This is a genomic window from Halorubrum sp. CSM-61 (genome assembly GCF_003781945.1).
Lineage (GTDB): Archaea > Halobacteriota > Halobacteria > Halobacteriales > Haloferacaceae > Halorubrum.
Window position 1 is genome coordinate 156,340 of record NZ_RJJW01000004.1, and the last position, 16,550, is coordinate 172,889.

Annotated in this window: 13 protein-coding genes; 10 read left to right on the forward strand and 3 right to left on the reverse strand. The window is 69.5% G+C overall.

Features of this window, described 5'->3' with window-relative positions; genetic code table 11:
- Position 1 precedes the first annotated feature (1 nt).
- The 4 genes from nuoL (at position 2) to EDM04_RS08760 (ending at position 5,492) form a co-directional block, all read left to right on the forward strand.
- Positions 2–2,044 (forward strand): NADH-quinone oxidoreductase subunit L, encoded by a 2,043-nt coding sequence (nuoL, locus tag EDM04_RS08745; protein WP_123621184.1) that lies wholly within the window; start codon positions 2–4, stop codon positions 2,042–2,044.
- A complete protein-coding gene (locus EDM04_RS08750) occupies positions 2,044–3,573 on the forward strand; it encodes a NuoM family protein (protein ID WP_123621186.1) in 1,530 nt (509 codons plus the stop codon). The genes nuoL and EDM04_RS08750 overlap by 1 nt, the downstream gene beginning before the upstream one ends.
- Positions 3,566–5,077 (forward strand): NADH-quinone oxidoreductase subunit N, encoded by a 1,512-nt coding sequence (locus tag EDM04_RS08755; RefSeq protein ID WP_123621188.1) that lies wholly within the window; start codon positions 3,566–3,568, stop codon positions 5,075–5,077. The genes EDM04_RS08750 and EDM04_RS08755 overlap by 8 nt, the downstream gene beginning before the upstream one ends.
- Positions 5,078–5,177: 100 nt before the next feature.
- On the forward strand, positions 5,178–5,492 hold the full coding sequence (locus tag EDM04_RS08760; RefSeq protein WP_123621190.1) for a hypothetical protein: 315 nt from the start codon (positions 5,178–5,180) through the stop codon (positions 5,490–5,492).
- Between the two features lies 1 nt (position 5,493).
- Here EDM04_RS08760 and EDM04_RS08765 read toward each other — a convergent pair whose 3' ends face one another.
- The 3 genes from EDM04_RS08765 to EDM04_RS08775 are packed head-to-tail and all read right to left on the reverse strand — an operon-like array spanning position 5,494 to position 7,922.
- Positions 5,494–5,721: a Gar1/Naf1 family protein gene (locus tag EDM04_RS08765; protein ID WP_123621192.1), complete on the reverse strand. Its 228-nt coding sequence runs from the start codon at positions 5,719–5,721 to the stop codon at positions 5,494–5,496.
- A gap of 2 nt (positions 5,722–5,723) precedes the next feature.
- Positions 5,724–6,002 (reverse strand): signal recognition particle subunit SRP19, encoded by a 279-nt coding sequence (gene srp19, locus EDM04_RS08770; protein ID WP_004049838.1) that lies wholly within the window; start codon positions 6,000–6,002, stop codon positions 5,724–5,726.
- Positions 6,003–6,053: 51 nt separating this feature from the next.
- Positions 6,054–7,922 carry an ATP-binding protein gene (locus tag EDM04_RS08775; RefSeq protein WP_241154881.1) on the reverse strand — a complete coding sequence of 623 codons (1,869 nt, stop codon included), beginning with the start codon at positions 7,920–7,922 and terminating at the stop codon, positions 6,054–6,056.
- 172 nt (positions 7,923–8,094) lie between these two features.
- Here EDM04_RS08775 and alaS point away from each other — a divergent pair, with 172 nt between their 5' ends.
- From alaS to citZ, 6 genes are all read left to right on the forward strand, one after another.
- On the forward strand, positions 8,095–10,875 hold the full coding sequence (gene alaS / locus EDM04_RS08780; RefSeq protein ID WP_123621196.1) for an alanine--tRNA ligase: 2,781 nt from the start codon (positions 8,095–8,097) through the stop codon (positions 10,873–10,875).
- Positions 10,876–10,896: 21 nt separating this feature from the next.
- Positions 10,897–11,703: an alpha/beta fold hydrolase gene (locus EDM04_RS08785; RefSeq protein WP_123621198.1), complete on the forward strand. Its 807-nt coding sequence runs from the start codon at positions 10,897–10,899 to the stop codon at positions 11,701–11,703.
- Positions 11,704–11,796: 93 nt separating this feature from the next.
- Positions 11,797–12,513, forward strand: coding sequence for a type 1 glutamine amidotransferase (locus EDM04_RS08790; protein ID WP_123621200.1), 717 nt, complete (start codon positions 11,797–11,799; stop codon positions 12,511–12,513).
- Between the two features lie 97 nt (positions 12,514–12,610).
- Positions 12,611–13,204, forward strand: a complete 594-nt coding sequence (locus EDM04_RS08795; protein ID WP_123621202.1) for a DUF2062 domain-containing protein — start codon at positions 12,611–12,613, stop codon at positions 13,202–13,204.
- A gap of 65 nt (positions 13,205–13,269) precedes the next feature.
- Positions 13,270–15,168, forward strand: coding sequence for a PINc/VapC family ATPase (locus tag EDM04_RS08800; protein WP_123621204.1), 1,899 nt, complete (start codon positions 13,270–13,272; stop codon positions 15,166–15,168).
- A gap of 226 nt (positions 15,169–15,394) precedes the next feature.
- Positions 15,395–16,543 (forward strand): citrate synthase, encoded by a 1,149-nt coding sequence (citZ, locus tag EDM04_RS08805; RefSeq protein ID WP_123621207.1) that lies wholly within the window; start codon positions 15,395–15,397, stop codon positions 16,541–16,543.
- The last annotated feature ends 7 nt before the right edge of the window (positions 16,544–16,550 follow it).

Sequence of the window (16,550 nt, forward strand, 5' to 3'; positions counted from 1 at the left end):
CATGATAGACGTGTTCTCATACGTTCCGGCGATCGTTCTCCTCCCGTTCTTCTCGTTCCTGATCGCTCTCGGTGTCGGGAGGTACCTCCCGAAGGGCGGCGCCTTCGGCGGCATCGCGGCGACGGCGGGGTCGTTCCTGCTCTCGCTGTGGGTGCTCGCGACGGTGGCGGGCGGGGAAGCGGCGAACCGCACGCTCTACACGTGGGCGAGCGCGGGCGGCATCGGACCGACGGACGTCGAGCTGTCCTTCGGGATCCTGATCGACCCGCTGTCGGCGCTCATGCTCGTCATCGTGACGCTCGTGGCGCTTCTAGTCCACGTGTTCTCGCTCGGCTACATGAACGACGAGGGCGAGACGGGCCTCCCCCGGTACTACGCCGGGCTCGGCCTGTTCACGGCCTCGATGCTCGGCTTCGTCGTCGCCGACAACCTGCTGATGGCGTTCATGTTCTTCGAGCTGGTCGGGCTCTGCTCGTACCTGCTCATCGGCTTCCACTTCCGAGAGCCCGGCCCGCCGTCGGCGGCGAAGAAGGCGTTCCTCGTCACGCGGTTCGGGGACTACTTCTTCCTGATCGGCGTCGTCGCCGTGATCGCGACGTTCGGCACCGCGCAGTTCGCGGGGAGCGAGTCGTTCCCCGCGCTCGCCGACGCCGCGCTCAACGGCTCCGGGTCGGTCGCGTGGACGCCCGGCGGCGTCGAACTGCAGACGTGGCTGACGGTCGTCGGCCTGCTCGTGCTGGGCGGCGTCGTCGGGAAGTCCGCGCAGTTCCCGCTGCACACGTGGCTCCCCGACGCGATGGAGGGCCCGACGCCCGTCTCCGCGCTCATCCACGCCGCGACGATGGTGGCGGCCGGCGTCTACCTCGTCGCGCGCATGTACGGGTTCTACGCGCTGACGCCGACGACGCTCGCGGTGATCGCCTTCATCGGCGGCTTCACCGCGCTGTTCGCGGCGACGATGGGACTCGTGAAGGACGAACTGAAGCAGGTGCTCGCGTACTCCACCATCTCGCAGTACGGCTACATGATGCTCGCGCTCGGCGCGGGCGGGTACGTGGCCGCGGTCTTCCACCTGACCACCCACGCCTTCTTCAAGGCGCTGCTGTTCCTCGGCGCCGGTGCGGTGATCATCGCGATGCACCACAACGAGGACATGTGGGACATGGGCGGGCTGAAATCGAAGATGCCCGTCACGTACTACACCTTCCTGGCCGGGTCGCTGGCGCTCGCGGGCATCTTCCCGTTCGCCGGCTTCTGGTCGAAAGACGAGATCCTCTACGAGGCGCTCGTCCACGGGCTCAACGACCCGCTGCTGCTCGGCGGTTACCTGATGGGCCTGCTCGCGGTGCCCGTCACCGCCTTCTACACCTTCCGGATGGTGTTCCTGACGTTCCACGGCGAGCCGCGGAGCGACACCGCACGCGACCCCGAGCCCGTTCGCTGGAACGTGAAGGGGCCGCTGACCGTGCTGGGCGCGCTCGCGGTCGTCACCGGCTTCATCAACATGGTGCCGGTCCAGAAGGTCCTCGGACTGGAAGGGATCGACCTGCTTCACCTCTGGCTCGACAACCACTGGGGCGGAATCGAGGGGCTCTCCTCGCACCACTACGGCGACATCGGGCCGTACAGTAGCGGGTACCTCGTCGGCGGCGAGGTCGGCACCGTCCTCGTCGGCGCGGTCGTCTCGCTCGGCCTGGCGCTGGCCGGCCTCGCGGTCGCCTGGCGGCTCTACAACGTTCCGTCGCCGACGGAGCACACGGCGAAGCTCGGCGGGATCAAAGACGTGCTGTACAACAACTACTACTTGGACGAACTGCAGGTATGGCTCGCGTATCGCACGGAGGACGTCGCCGGCGGCGCTAACACCTTCGATCAGGGAATCATCGACGGCGTCGTCAACGGCGTCTCGTCGGTGAGTCTCTTCGGCGGCGGTCGGGTCCGCCGGCTCCAGAGCGGCGTGGTCTCGCAGTACGCCACGCTGCTCACGCTGGGGCTCGTCGCGCTGCTTCTCGCGCTCGGCGTGACCGGGGGGTGGTTCCTGTGATGATCGAAGCCCTCATCGGGTTCACGTTCGCGGCCGCGCTCCTCGTGCTGCTCGCCCCGAACGCCTGGGCGGGCCGGCTGGCGTTCGCGCTCAGCCTGCTTCCGTTCGCCGGATCGCTGTACCTCTGGTCCGGGTTCGAGAGCGCCGGCAACGCCCTCACGGGCGGCGAGATCGCGTACGCGACCCAGATCGAGTGGCTGGAGGTCGGCGGCCGGACCGTGTCGTGGTTCGTCGGCGTCGACGGGATCAGCCTCCCGCTCGTCGTGCTCACGACGTTCCTCGTCCCGCTCGCGATCGTGAGCGCGTGGACGCCGATCGACGACCGACAGAGCCAGTTCTACGGGCTCATGCTGTTCATGGAGGCGAACCTGCTCGGCGTGTTCACCGCGCTCGACTTCTTCCTCTGGTTCGTCTTCTGGGAGGCCGTCCTGGTGCCGATGTACTTCCTCATCGGCATCTGGGGCGGACCCCGCCGGAAGTACGCCGCGATCAAGTTCTTCGTCTACACGAACGCGGCCTCGCTGCTGATGTTCATCGGATTCATGTCGCTGACGTTCGCGCTCGGCGACTCCGCGAGCTCGTTCGCGCTGCCGGAGATCACGGGAGCGATCGCCGACGGCGGCCTCGGGTCGTGGTTCGGTATCGCTCCCGGGACGATCGCGATGGGCGCGTTCCTCGCGATGTTCCTCGGGTTCGCGGTGAAGGTACCGATCGTTCCGTTCCACACGTGGCTCCCGGACGCCCACGTGGAGGCGCCGACGCCGGTGTCGGTGCTCCTGGCGGGCGTGCTCCTGAAGATGGGGACGTACGCGCTGCTCCGGTTCAACTTCACGATGCTTCCGGACCAGGCGTCCGCGCTCGCGATCCCGATCGCGGCCATCGCGGTCATCAGCGTCATCTACGGCGCGATGTTGGCGCTGGCCCAGAAGGACCTCAAGCGGATCGTCGCGTACTCCTCCGTCTCGTCGATGGGGTACGTCATTCTCGGACTGATCGCCTTCACCGAGTACGGCGTCGGCGGCGCGACCTTCCAGATGGTCGCGCACGGCCTCATCTCGGGGCTGATGTTCATGGCGGTCGGCGTCATCTACAACGCGACGCACACGCGGATGGTCGGCGACATGTCCGGCATGGCCGACCGGATGCCCGTCGCGGTGGGCATCCTCGTCGCCGGCGCGTTCGGGTACATGGGGCTCCCGTTGATGGCCGGCTTCGCCGGTGAGTTCTTCATCTTCGTGGGCTCCTTTGCCGCCCCGGCGCTGCCGTACGCGCCGATATTCACGGCGCTCGCGATGTTCGGTATCGTCATCGTCGCCGGCTACCTGCTGTCGGCGATGCAGAGCACGCTGTTCGGGCCCTATGAGCTCGAAACCGACTACGAGGTCGGTCCCGCGCCGTTCCACGACGTCGCCCCGCTCGCGGTGCTTCTGGTGGCGATCATCGTGCTCGGCGTGGCGCCCGACATCTTCTTCGAGATGATCCGTGACGCCGCCGTTCCCGTGGTCGAGGGGGTGACTCTCAATGGTTAACACGCTACCGCAGATAGCGGCGCTGTTGCCCGTCTTCCTGCTCGCGTTCACCGGGCTCGCGCTGCTTTTAGTCGACACGATCAGTCCCGACGCGCGGTCGAACACCTCGATGGCCGTCGTCGGCGCGCTCGGGTCGCTCGCCGCGCTCGCGGCGAGCGTCTGGTTGGTCGTTTCCGGCACCGGGAGCGGCGACACCGGCGGCGCGATCACCCTGTTCGCCGAGGCGATCAAGGTGGACACATTGGCATTGTTCTTCACCGCCATCTTCGCGTCCGTGACGGCGCTGGTCGTGGTCGCGGCCCACGACTACTTCCACGATCACAAGAGTCCGGCGGCGTTCTACTCGCTGACGCTGTTCGCGGCGACCGGGATGGGGCTGCTCGCGGCCGCGAACTCCCTCGCGGTCGTCTTCGTCGCCCTCGAGATGGTGTCGCTGCCGTCGTACGTCTTGGTGGCGTACCTCAAGCGCGACCGGGGGAGCGTCGAGGCGGGGATGAAGTACTTCCTCGTCGGCGCGCTCTCCTCGGCGATCTTCCTGTTCGGGATCTCGCTGGTGTACGCGGCGACCGGGTCGCTTCTGTTCGGCGGCGTCGCCGAGGGGATCGGCTCGCTCGACGGTCTCGCCGGCGTCGCCGGTCTCGGGATCGTGATGATCATCGGTGGTGTCGCGTACAAGACCGCCTCCGTCCCGTTCCACTTCTGGGCGCCGGAGGCGTACGAGGGCGCGCCCGCGCCCGTGAGCGCGTTCCTCTCGTCCGCCTCGAAGGCGGCCGGCTTCGTGGTCGCGTTCCGCCTCTTCACCGAGGCGTTCCCGGTGGGGGCGTCGCTCGCCGCCGGCATCGACTGGGTGCTGGCGTTCGGAATCTTGGCGGCCGTGACGATGACGCTCGGTAACTTCGCGGCGGCGGTTCAGGAGGAGGTCAAGCGGATGCTCGCGTACTCCTCCATCGGGCACGCGGGCTACGTGCTCATCGGCGTCGCGGCGCTGTCGCAGGACGGCGGCGCGAACGGCGCCGTGATGGGCGCCGCGATGGCGCACCTGCTCGTCTACGGGTTCATGAACACCGGCGCGTTCCTCTTCGTCGCGATGGCGGAGCGGTGGGGCGTCGGCCGGACCTTCGAGGACTACGCCGGGCTCGCGCGGCGCGCGCCCGTCGCCTCGACGGCGATGGCCGTGTTCATGTTCTCGCTCGCCGGGCTCCCGCCCTTCGCCGGGTTCTTCTCGAAGTACTTCCTGTTCATGGGCGCCATCGACAACGGCTTCCTGTGGCTGGCGGCGTTCGGCGCCGTCAACAGCGTCGTCTCGCTGTACTACTACAGCAGAGTCGTGAAGGCGCTGTTCATCGACGACCCCGCGTCGTCGAGCTCGCTGGACGCGATCGACGTGCGGCCGACCGGGCTGTACGCCGCGGTCGTGTTCGCGGCTGTCGCGACCGTGCTGCTCTTGCCCGGCTTCGGACCGGTCATCGAGACCGCCGAGGCCGCGGCGTCGGCGCTGTTCTAGCGCTCCGACGCGCCCTCGCGGCGCTTCGGGCCCGCTTTCACTACCCGGCTCTCCTTCCGGTATCCGCAGGTATTAGCGCGTCCGCCGCTTCCGTCGAACCGTGAGCAGAACCCGGACTTACCGCTGCCTGAACTGCCTCGAACACACGGTGACTCGCGAGTTCGACACCTCTCACCTGTCGGTGACGTGTCCGAACTGCGAGTCGTTCGAGCGGTTCGTCAACGAGGCGGTGTACGAGCAGTTCCGGGCGTTCGAGGGGTCGCCGCCGGCGGAACTCGACTGGGACCGGCTCGACCGGACCGAGAAGCTCGTCGTCGCGGAGCGGCTCGCCCGCTCGACGAAGACGATCGAGGACTTCACCGTCGTCGAAGGAGAGGCGACGGCCGAGGAAGGAGAGGCGACGGCCGGGGACTGAGTCAGCGCGCGTACAGCTTCCCGCCGACGAGCGCAGCGAGGTCGTCGTCGCTCGGCGTCACCGCGACGTAGGGACGCTCGACGGGGCCGAACACGTCGACGACGCGCCCGACCGTCGCGAGCGACTCGTCGACCACGGACGAGCCGATCCGCGGCGGCTCCGCGCCCGCCTCGGCGCGCGCGATGGCGAGCCCGCCGGCGGTCCGGACGACGGTGCCGACGCGGCGCATCGTCACTCCCGGATGACCCCGAGGTAGGCGGCGATCGCCTGCACGAGGTCGTTTTTCGCGGTGTCTTCGGTGCCTCGGACGACCACCGCGCCTCGCGGTTCGAACTCCCGGGAGTAGGTTTTCTCGCGTTCGATCACCGCGTCGTAGCCGACCTGTTGGACGGCCTTCGCGATCTCGTCGACGGTGGGCTCTTCGATCGCGAGGTCCATCGGGACGCGGCGCCCCTCCGACCGCGATCGGTCGGCGTCGAAGTACGCGGGATAGACGACGTTCTCGACCATATACCGGAGAGGCGAGCGCGCGGCGTAAGGTCGTTTCGGACCCCGGCGCGCTCACGACGTCTTGAACTCGAACCGGGCGCCCCCGGAGTCGCCGGCGAGCGCGCGCACCTCCCAGCCGTGCGCGTCGGCGATCCGCTCCGTGATCGCGAGCCCGAGGCCCGTCCCGTTCTCCTCGGTCGTGAACCCGCTCTCGAACACGCGGTCGCGCTCGCCTTCGGGAAGCCCGCGACCGTCGTCCTCGACGAAGAAGCCGTTTCCAGACTCCCCGTCGCCGCCGCGGAACGCCGCCTTCCCAACGCGCACCGTAAGCGGGCCGTCGCTGGCACCGCCGTCTCTGGAACGACCGTGTTCCACACTGTTCCGGAACACGTTCTCCAAGAGCTCTCGCGTCCGAGTCGCGTTCGCGTCGATCGTCACGTCACCGTCGACGACGAGCTCGACGTCGCCGGTGTCGACGCTCCCCCACGCGTCCCTCGCGATCGCCTCGATCGAGACGGAGCTCGTCTCGCCGACCGACTCCCCCTGTCGGGCCAGCGAGAGCAGGTCGCCGACGAGCTCGTCCATGCGGTCCAGCGCCTCGGCCGCCGTTTCGAGGTGGTCCGGCTCACCGGTCTCGGCCGCGAGGTCGACGTACCCTTCCGCGACGGAGAGCGGGTTCCGAAGGTCGTGCGAGACGATGCTCGCGAACTCGTCGAGCCGCTCGTTCTGGCGTTCCAACGCCGCCTCGCGCTCGCGCCGGTCCGTCACGTCCGTGTAGATAGCGTACCCCGAGACGTTCTCGGCGTCGAGCCGGATCGGCACGACGTGGAGGATGAAGTGTCTGGGGCCGTCCGCGGTCTCGCGGGTCACCTCTCGCCTGACGTTTTCGCCGCGCTGGAGACGTTCGTTGAGCTCCGTGGCCTCGGACTCGGCATCGTCGGTGGGGGGAACGATGAAGTCGTCGACGGACTCGCCGACCACGCGCTCGGCGTCGTAGCCGAACGTCTCCTCGAACGCGTCGTTGACCCGGTGAACGATCGGCTCGCCGTCGACGTAGTCGTAGGCGATCGCCGGGTCGGGGACGTTCGAGAACAGCGCGAGCAGGTGATCGCGTTCCGTCCGGAGCGCCTCGTCGGTGCGGATCCGGTCGAGCGTCTCCTCGACGTGGGACGCGAGCAGCTCCGCCAGCCGCCGGTCGTCCGCGTCGAACCCCTCCTCGTCGGTCGCCAGCTGAAGGACCGTGTCGTCGCCGACCGGGAGCGAGAGGAGGGTCCGGTAGGGGACCGCCTCCGCCGCCCGGGACTCGACCACCGGCTCGCCGGTCTCGACGGCGGTCCCGACGGAGCCCCGACCGACGCGGACGCGGTCGCAGTCCCCGACCGAGACGTCCGACGAGGTCGCGATCGGTTCGACCCACTCCCCGTCGCGGACGCCGACGACGCAGTGATATCGCGGGAACACCTCGTCGGCGACGGCGATCGCGGTTCGGTGGGCCGCCTCGACGGATCTGACCGACGCGAGCCGGGTCACCTCCGCGTTGAGCTGCTCGATCCGCGACGGCGTACGCGCCGGGTCGTCCCGGTCGAGTCCCGGCTCCGCGCGGGACGCGAGCCAGCGGAGCGTCGCGTCGAGGTCCGCAGGCGCGGTCGCGATCGCGTCGACGAGGGGATCGGTCGCGACCGGTGAGGCAGGGTCGTCGATGAGTGCGACCACGCGGCAGAACCGGTCGCGCTCGCGGACCGCGTCGAGCCCCGCGGCGTCGAGGACGACGGCCACGTCCGCCGCCGCGAGGTCTTCGTCGCCGGGCCTCGGAGGGGCGGCGTCGCCGACGGTCGCAGAGGAGGCGTCGAACCCGATCAGCGCGTCGGCCACGTCGACCGCCTCCTCCGCGTCTCCGGCGAGGACGAGAACGGACGCCCGCCCTCTCGGCTCGGTGTTCACGATGCCGATAGACACAACTGGAGCGCGGATAAATTTTCCTCTCGTCGTCGGTTTTTCTGAGGTAGGGACCGACATGTCGGAAGCGAGAGGCGCGTTCTCTCCCCGAACGCGGCCGAAGCGGTCGCGAGACACCCCGGAACCCTTTTGGAGGAACACGGGTCACGTTCCAGTAATGAGCGATCTCGAAGCGGAGTACCGCCTCGACTACTTCGAGGAGGAAGGGTTCGAGCGGAAGGAGTGCCCCTCCTGTGGCGCGCACTTCTGGACGCGCGACCCCGACCGCGAACTGTGCGGCGAGCCCCCCTGCGAGGACTACAGCTTCATCGACGATCCGGGCTTCCCGGAGGCCCACTCCCTCTCGGAGATGCGGGAGGCGTTCCTCTCCTTCTTCGAGGAGCACGGCCACGAGCGGATCGACCCGTACCCGGTCGCCGCGAACCGCTGGCGCGACGACGTGCTCCTGACGCAGGCGTCGATCTACGACTTCCAGCCGCTCGTCACGTCGGGCCAGACCCCGCCGCCGGCGAACCCCCTCACCATCTCGCAACCCTGCATCCGGATGCAGGACATCGACAACGTCGGCAAGACGGGCCGGCACACGATGGCCTTCGAGATGATGGCCCACCACGCGTTCAACACGCGCGAGGAGGTCGACGAGGGCGAGTACGCCTACCACGGCGAGGTGTACTGGAAAGACGAGACGGTCGAGTACTGCGACGAGCTGTTCGAGAGTCTGGGCGCGGATCTGGAGGAGATCACCTACATCGAGGACCCGTGGGTCGGCGGCGGAAACGCCGGTCCCGCGATCGAGGTCATCTACAAGGGCGCCGAGCTGGCGACGCTCGTCTTCATGTGTATGGAGCGGGACCCCGACGGCGACTACGAGATGAAGGACGGGCACACGTACTCGTTCATGGACACGTACATCGTCGACACCGGGTACGGGCTCGAGCGGTGGACGTGGATGAGTCAGGGGACCGCGACGGTGTACGAGGCGGTCTACCCCGACGCGATCGACTTCCTGAAGGAGAACGCGGGGATCGAACGCACGGAGGAGGAACGGGAACTGGTCCACCGCGCCGCGAAGCTCTCCGGTCGGCTCGACATCGACGACGTCGACGACGTGGAGGACGCCCGCGGCGAGATCGCAGACCGGCTCGACGTCGACGTCGACCGGCTCCGCGAGCTCGTCGAACCGCTCGAATCGATCTACGCGATCGCCGACCACTCGCGGACGCTCGCGTACATGTTCGGCGACGGGATCGTCCCCTCGAACGTCGGGACCGGCTACCTCGCCCGGATGGTGCTGCGGCGCACGAAGCGGCTCGTCGACGAGGTCGGCGTCGACGCCCCGCTCGACGAGTTAGTCGACATGCAGGCCGAGCGGCTCGGCTACGAGAACCGCGACACGATCCGCGAGATCGTCCGCACCGAGGAGCGGAAGTACCGCAAGACGCTCGAGCGCGGCTCCCGGAAGGTGGAGTCGCTCGCGGACGAGTACGCCGGCACGGGCGAGCCGATCCCCACGGAGGCGCTCTTGGAGCTGTACGACTCCCACGGCATCCAGCCCGACATGGTCGCCGACATCGCCGCCGAGCGCGGCGCGACCGTCGACGTGCCCGACGACTTCTACGCGCTCGTCGCCGACCGCCACGAGGAGGAGGACGGCGAGGACGCGGGGGAGGACCGCGACGACCGCTTCGGCGACCTCCCCGAGACGGAGAAGCTGTTCTACGACGACCAGGGCCGCACCGAGTTCGAGGCGGTCGTCCTCGACGTGTTCGAGCGCGACGAGGGGTACGACGTGGTCTTGGACCAGACGATGTTCTACCCGGAGGGCGGCGGCCAGCCGGCCGACAGGGGCCAGCTCACGGCCGGCGAGACGACCGTCGACGTGGTCGACGTCCAGGAGCGCGACGGCGTCGTGCTCCACCGCACCGACGCCGACCCGGGCAAGGGGGAGTTCGTCAAGGGCCAGGTCGACGGCGACCGCCGCGACCGGCTCCGCGCGCACCACACGGCGACCCACCTGATCGGCCACGCGGCCCGCGAGGTGCTCGGCGATCACGTCCGGCAGGCGGGCGCCCAGAAGGGGATCGACTCTTCCCGCCTCGACGTGCGCCACTTCGAGCGGATCACCCGCGAGCAGGTCAAAGAGATCGAACGCGTCGCCAACGAGCTCGTCCGCGACGACGTGCCGGTCAAACAGGAGTGGCCCGACCGCAACGAGGCGGAGGCCGAGCACGGCTTCGACCTCTACCAGGGGGGCGTCCCGCCGGGAACGAACGTCCGTCTGATCCACGTCGGCGACGCCGACGTGCAGGCCTGCGCCGGCACCCACGCCGAGCGCACCGGCGAGATCGGCGCGGTGAAGGTGCTGAAGACGGAGCCGGTCCAGGACGGCGTCGAGCGGATCGTGTTCGCCGCGGGCGGCGCGGCGATCGAGGCGACCCAGCGCACGGAGGACGCGCTGTACGACGCCGCCGACGCGCTCGACGTCGACCCGCTCGACGTGCCCGAGACGGCCGAGCGGTTCTTCGACGAGTGGAAGGCGCGGGGCAAGGAGATCGAGTCGCTCAAAGAGGAGCTGGCGGCGGCTCGCGCCTCCGGCGGCGCCGACGCCGAGGAGGTCGACGTCGGCGGCGTCACCGCGGTGATCCAACGGCTCGACGGCGACGCCGACGAGCTGCGCGCGACCGCCAACGCCCACGTCGACGACGGGAAGGTCGCGGTCGTCGGCAGCGGGGCGGGCGGCTCCGCGAGCTTCGTGGTCGGCGTCCCCGACGGCGTCGACGTGAACGCCGGGCAGGTGGTCTCGGAGCTCGCCGGCCGCGTCGGCGGCGGCGGCGGCGGTCCGCCGGACTTCGCGCAGGGCGGCGGCCCGGACGGGGACGCGCTCGACGACGCCCTGGCGGCGGCGCCGGACGTGCTCCGCAGCCTCCAGGAGGCCTGACGACTGCCCCCCGAGTCCGCTATGCCACGCGCGAACAACGCCGGCGTCGAGGTCCGGTACGAGGTGGACGCTCCGGACGCCGGCGACCCCGACGAGGCGGTCGTGTTCTGCGGCGACGTGGGGCTGGGCGCGTGGCAGTTCGGCTGGCAACACGCCGCGCTCGCGGGCCCGCACACGGTGATCACGCCCGAGACGCGCGGCGTCGGTCGATCAGACGCGCCGCCGGGACCGTACACGGTCGAGGAGCTCGCGAGCGACGTGGACGCGGTGTGTTCCGCGGAGGGAATCAGGAACGCCCATCTCGTCGGGTACGGGCTCGGCGGGATGGTCGCACTCGCGTACGCGCTCGCGTCGTCGCGCCCGGCGAGCCTCTCGGTCGTCGGGACGCCGCCCGCGGGCGACGCCTACAACCCCGACGGGGTGTGGGCCGACCCGTCGACGCCGGCGGCCGTGAAGGGGTCGCTGAACGGGCTGCTCTCGGAGTCGTTCCGGGAGACGCATCCCGACGTGTGCTCGCGGATCGTCGAGTGGCGGCTCGGCGAGGACGCCGACCGCGAGACGTTCGAGGCCCACCGCGCCGCGGTCGAGGGGTTCGACGTCTCGGACCGGCTGTACGAGCTCACGACGCCGACCCTCGTCGTCCACGGCACGGAGGACGCCGCGTGCCCGAAGACGGCGGCGGAGGGGCTCGCGAAGGGGCTCCCGCGCGGAGAGCTCCGCTCGGTCGCGGGCGCGCGCCACCTCGTCGGCGTGGAGGCGTCCGCCGCGGTCAACGACGCGCTCGTCGGCTGGCTCGCGGAACACGCCGCGGACCCCTTCTCGGAGTGAGCGGGGCCCGGGTCGGGGAGCCGCCGCTCGCTAACGCCGGTAGCGCTTCCCGACGTCGCAACCGTTTTGCCTCGCCGCGTCTCAGGGTGTCCAATGACACGGCTTCGGTTCGCGCTGCTGAACGCCGCCCACGAGGGCGCGAACACCCGCCGGAACTTCCGGCGGGAGCTCGACGCCGACCTCGTCGAGTTCTCGGCCAGCGAGGGCCACCTCCCCGACCACACCGAGTTCGACGGGGTCGTGGTCACCGGATCGCGCTCGTCGGTCTACTGGGACGAGGCGTGGATCCCGCCGCTCGTCGACTACGTCCGCGAGGCCGCGGCGGCCGGCCTCCCGGTGCTCGGCGTCTGTTACGGTCACCAAGTGCTCGCGGAGGCGCTGGGCGGGCGCGTCGCCGGGATGGACGAGTTCGAGATCGGATACAACGAGGTGCGCCGCCGCGGCGACGACGAGCTGTTCGCGGGGATCGACGAGGAGTTCACCGTCTTCACGACCCACGGCGACGCCGTCGTGGAGCTCCCGCCGGGCGCGACCCTGCTCGCCGAGAACGACCACGGGGTCCACGCGTTCCGGGACGGCCACTGCTGGGGCGTCCAGTTCCACCCCGAGTACGACCTCGAGTCGGCGCGTGACGTCACGGAGGGGAAACGCGAGCGCCTCGGCGACGCCCGCGTCGACGCGGTGCTGGCCGAGATCACGCCCGACGCCTACGAGGCTGCTTGCGAGGTGAAGCCCCTGTTCAACAACTTCGTCGCGTACGCCCGCCGGCTGAAGGCCGACCGGGGAGCGGTCGCGGCGGCCGACGACTGATCGGTCGCCCGTCGCGGCGCGGCGAGCGATCGTCTCGCCCCGCGCCGCCGTGTCGTCGCCGACAGCTACTTCTCTCGCGAGCGTCTCTCACTACGCAATGATCGTTCGACGAGCGAGGGTGCTTCTGGATCGGGTCCGATCCGAGCTCCACCGTTCGTTCACCGACGAGTTCACGTCCCACGAAACGGCCGGAAGCTTCTCGCTCGGCGTGTTCATCACGATGCTTCCGACCCTCGGGACGGGGCTACTCGCCTTCGTCGTGCTCGCGTGGGCGATCGACCGGATCAATAAGGTCGCGATGTTCGCGTCCGTGATCGTGTTCAACCCCGTGGTGAAGTGGGGCGTGTACGGCACCAGCTTCACGCTCGGGACGGTGATCCTCGGTCCCGTCCCCGGCGTGTCGCCCTCGTCGGTGTCGCTGTCGGCGGGGCCGGCCATCGTGACGCGGCTCGTCGTCGGCAACCTGATCCTCGCGGTCGCCGCCGCCGGGGCGAGCTACGTCGTCTCTCACCGGATCGTCGCGGCGTACGAGCGCCGAGAGGTCGGCGTCGTCGACGCGGTGACGGGCGCCGTCGGCGCCGATGGGGACGGGGCGGGCGATTCCGACGACCCCGACCGATCCGAGACCGCCGAGACCGCCGGGACCGCGGGCGGCGCGAGCGATCCGAAGGCCGCCGACTCCCCCGAGTGACTACCCCACGGGTCGAACCCGCACGGGTCGAACACCCTTATACGGTTCCCGCCCGGACTCAGGGTATGAACGTAGTACCGGACACCAGTGCGGTCGTGGACGGCCGCGTGTCCGAACGCGTCGAGGACGGGACCTACGCGGCGGCGACGGTGCTCGTCCCGGAGGCCGTCGTCGGCGAACTGGAGTCGCAGGCCAACGACGGGCTCGAATCGGGGTGGGACGGGCTGAGCGAGCTCAAGCGGCTCGCCGACCTCGCCGACGAGGGGACGATCGAGCTTGAGTACGTCGGCGAACGCGCCGACGGCGACGCCCGATCGCACGCCCACGAGGGCGACGTGGACGCGCTGATCCGCGACATCGCCGCCGACCGCGACGCCACGCTCCTCTCCAGCGATATCGTGCAGGCCGAGGTCGCCCGCGCGAAGGGGATCGGCGTCGAGTACGTCGAGCCGGTCGCCCGCGGCGTCGTCGACGAGCTGCCGATCCAGCACTTTTTCACCGACGAGACGATGTCGGTCCACCTCAAGACGGGGACGAAACCGAAGGCGAAGCGCGGCGCCCTCGGCGAGATGCGGTACGAGGTCATCGACGAGACGGAGACGAGCGAAGAGCAGATGCGCGAGTGGGCCACCGGCATCGTCGACCTGGCGCGGCAGTCCAACGAGGGGTTCATCGAGCTCTCCGACGACGGGATGGACATCGTCCAGTTCCGCAACTACCGGATCGCGGTCGCGCGCCCGCCGTTCGCGGACGGGATCGAGATCACGGCCGTCAGACCGATCGCGAAGACGACGCTCGACGACTACGAGTTCGCCGACGAGCTCCGCGAGCGGTTCAAAGAGCGGAAGCGCGGCGTGCTCATCTCCGGGTCGCCGGGCGCCGGGAAGTCGACGTTCGCGCAGGCGGTCGCGGAGTTCCTTTCGGACAGCGACTACGCGGTCAAGACGATGGAGAAGCCGCGCGACCTGCAGGTCGGACCGGAGATCACCCAGTACGGCGCGCTCGGCGGCGAGATGGAGAACACGGCCGACTCCCTCCTCTTAGTCCGCCCCGACTACACCATCTACGACGAGGTCCGGAAGACGAACGACTTCGAGGTGTTCTCGGACATGCGGATGGCCGGCGTCGGGATGGTCGGCGTCGTCCACGCGTCGCGCGCCATCGACGCGCTCCAGCGGCTCGTCGGCCGGGTCGAGCTCGGGATGATCCCCCAGATCGTCGACACCGTCGTCTACATCGAGGCCGGCGAGGTCCACACCGTCTACGACGTGACCACCGAGGTGAAGGTGCCCGCGGGGCTCACCGCCGAGGACCTCGCGCGCCCGGTGATCCAGGTGTCGAACTTCGAGACGGGCCGGCCGGAGTACGAGATCTACACGTTCAACCGGCAGGTCGTCACGGTCCCGCTCAACGAGGACGGCGGCGAGGCCGAGAGCGAGACGGGCGTCGGCCGGATCGCCAAACAGGAGATCGAACGCGAGATCAAGTCGGTCGCGCACGGCCACGTCGACGTCGAGCTCACGGGGAACGACGGGGCTGTCGTGTACGTCTCCGAGGGCGACATCGGCACGGTCATCGGCAAGGGCGGCGGTCGGATCAGCGACATCGAGAACCGACTCGGGATCGAGATCGACGTCCGCACCCACGACGAGAAGCCGGGCGGTCGCGGGGGCGGCTCCGGCGGCGGTCGCGGCGCGAACGGGCAAGACGACGGTCGCGGCGGACAGGTCGGCGAGGAACGCGGCATCGTCGTGACTCCGGAGATCACCTCTCGGCACGTCGTCATCGACGTCGACGCCGGGGTGGGCGAGACGGTGGAGGTGCGCGCGGACGGCGAGTACCTGTTCACCGCCACCGTCGGCCGCGGGGGCGAGGTGCAGGTGTCCCGCGGCTCCGCGATCGCCGAGGAGCTGGAGGACGCGATCGACCGGAAGCGCACCGTGACGGTCGTGCCGGCCCGCTGATCCGGTCGGCTACCGATCGGCGCTCCGAGTCGTCTATCGTCGCACCGGATCGCTGATCGTCGGGCTTCCCCGCCCGTCTCGGACGGGATCGCGAGAGTTCGTCAACGAGTCCCGCGAAAACCGGTCGACTGCGACGCCGTCGTCCGACGCTGACCGATTCGACGATCGTCGTGTGGATTCCTCCTGAAAGATAACGCTTTTTTGGTGGTGGTCGGAAGTTCAGGGCATGTCAGACGAGTTAAAGCGCGGGCTCGAAGGCGTCCTCGTCGCGGAGTCGGATCTGAGCTACGTCGACGGCGAGGTCGGCAAGCTCGTGTACCGTGGGTACGACATCGAGGACCTCGCGCGCGGCGCGAGCTACGAAGAGGTGTTGTACCTCCTGTGGCACGGCTCGCTGCCGACCCGCGACGAGCTCGACGACTTCGCCGCGGAGCTGGCCGCCGAGCGCGCCGTCGACGACGACGTGCTCGACGCCGTTCGGACGCTCGCCGACGCGGGCGAGCGCCCGATGGCCGCGCTGCGGACCGCGGTCTCGATGCTGTCCGCGTACGAGCCCGAGGGGGACGCGGACCCCGCGGACCTCGACGCGACGCTCCGGAAGGGCCGCCGGATAACGGCGAAGATCCCGACGGTCCTCGCGGCCTTCGAGCGCGCCCGACAGGGCGAAGAGCCGGTCGCGCCCGACCCGGACCTGTCGCACGCCGCGAACTTCCTCTACATGCTCACCGGGACCGAGCCGGACGACGTGAGCGCCGAGACGTTCGACATGGCGCTGACGCTCCACGCCGACCACGGGTTCAACGCCTCGACGTTCACGTCGATCGTGATCGGCTCGACGATGGCGGACGTGTACTCCGGCGTCACCGGCGGGATCGGCGCTCTCTCCGGTCCCCTCCACGGCGGCGCGAACCAGGACGTGATGGAGGTGCTCCAGGAGGTCGACGCCTCCGACAAGGACCCCGTGCAGTGGGTGAAAGACGCCCGCGAGGAGGGGCGCCGCATCCCCGGCTTCGGCCACCGCGTCTACAAGGTGAAAGACCCCCGCGCGAACATCCTCGAGGAGAAGCTCCGCGACCTCTCGGAGTCGTCCGGCGACACGAAGTGGCTCGACTACACCACCGCGATCGAGGAGTACCTCACCGACCAGGGACTGCTCGAGAAGGGGATCGCCCCGAACGTCGACTTCTACTCCGGCTCCGTCTACGACTCGCTGGGCATCCCGGTCGACATGTACACCCCCATCTTCGCGATGAGCCGCGCCGGCGGCTGGATCGCCCACATCGTCCAGTACCAGGAGGACAACCGCCTCATCCGCCCGCGGGCGCGATACACCGGTCCCAAGGACTCGGAGTTCGTCCCGATCGACGAGCGGTGAGGCGGCG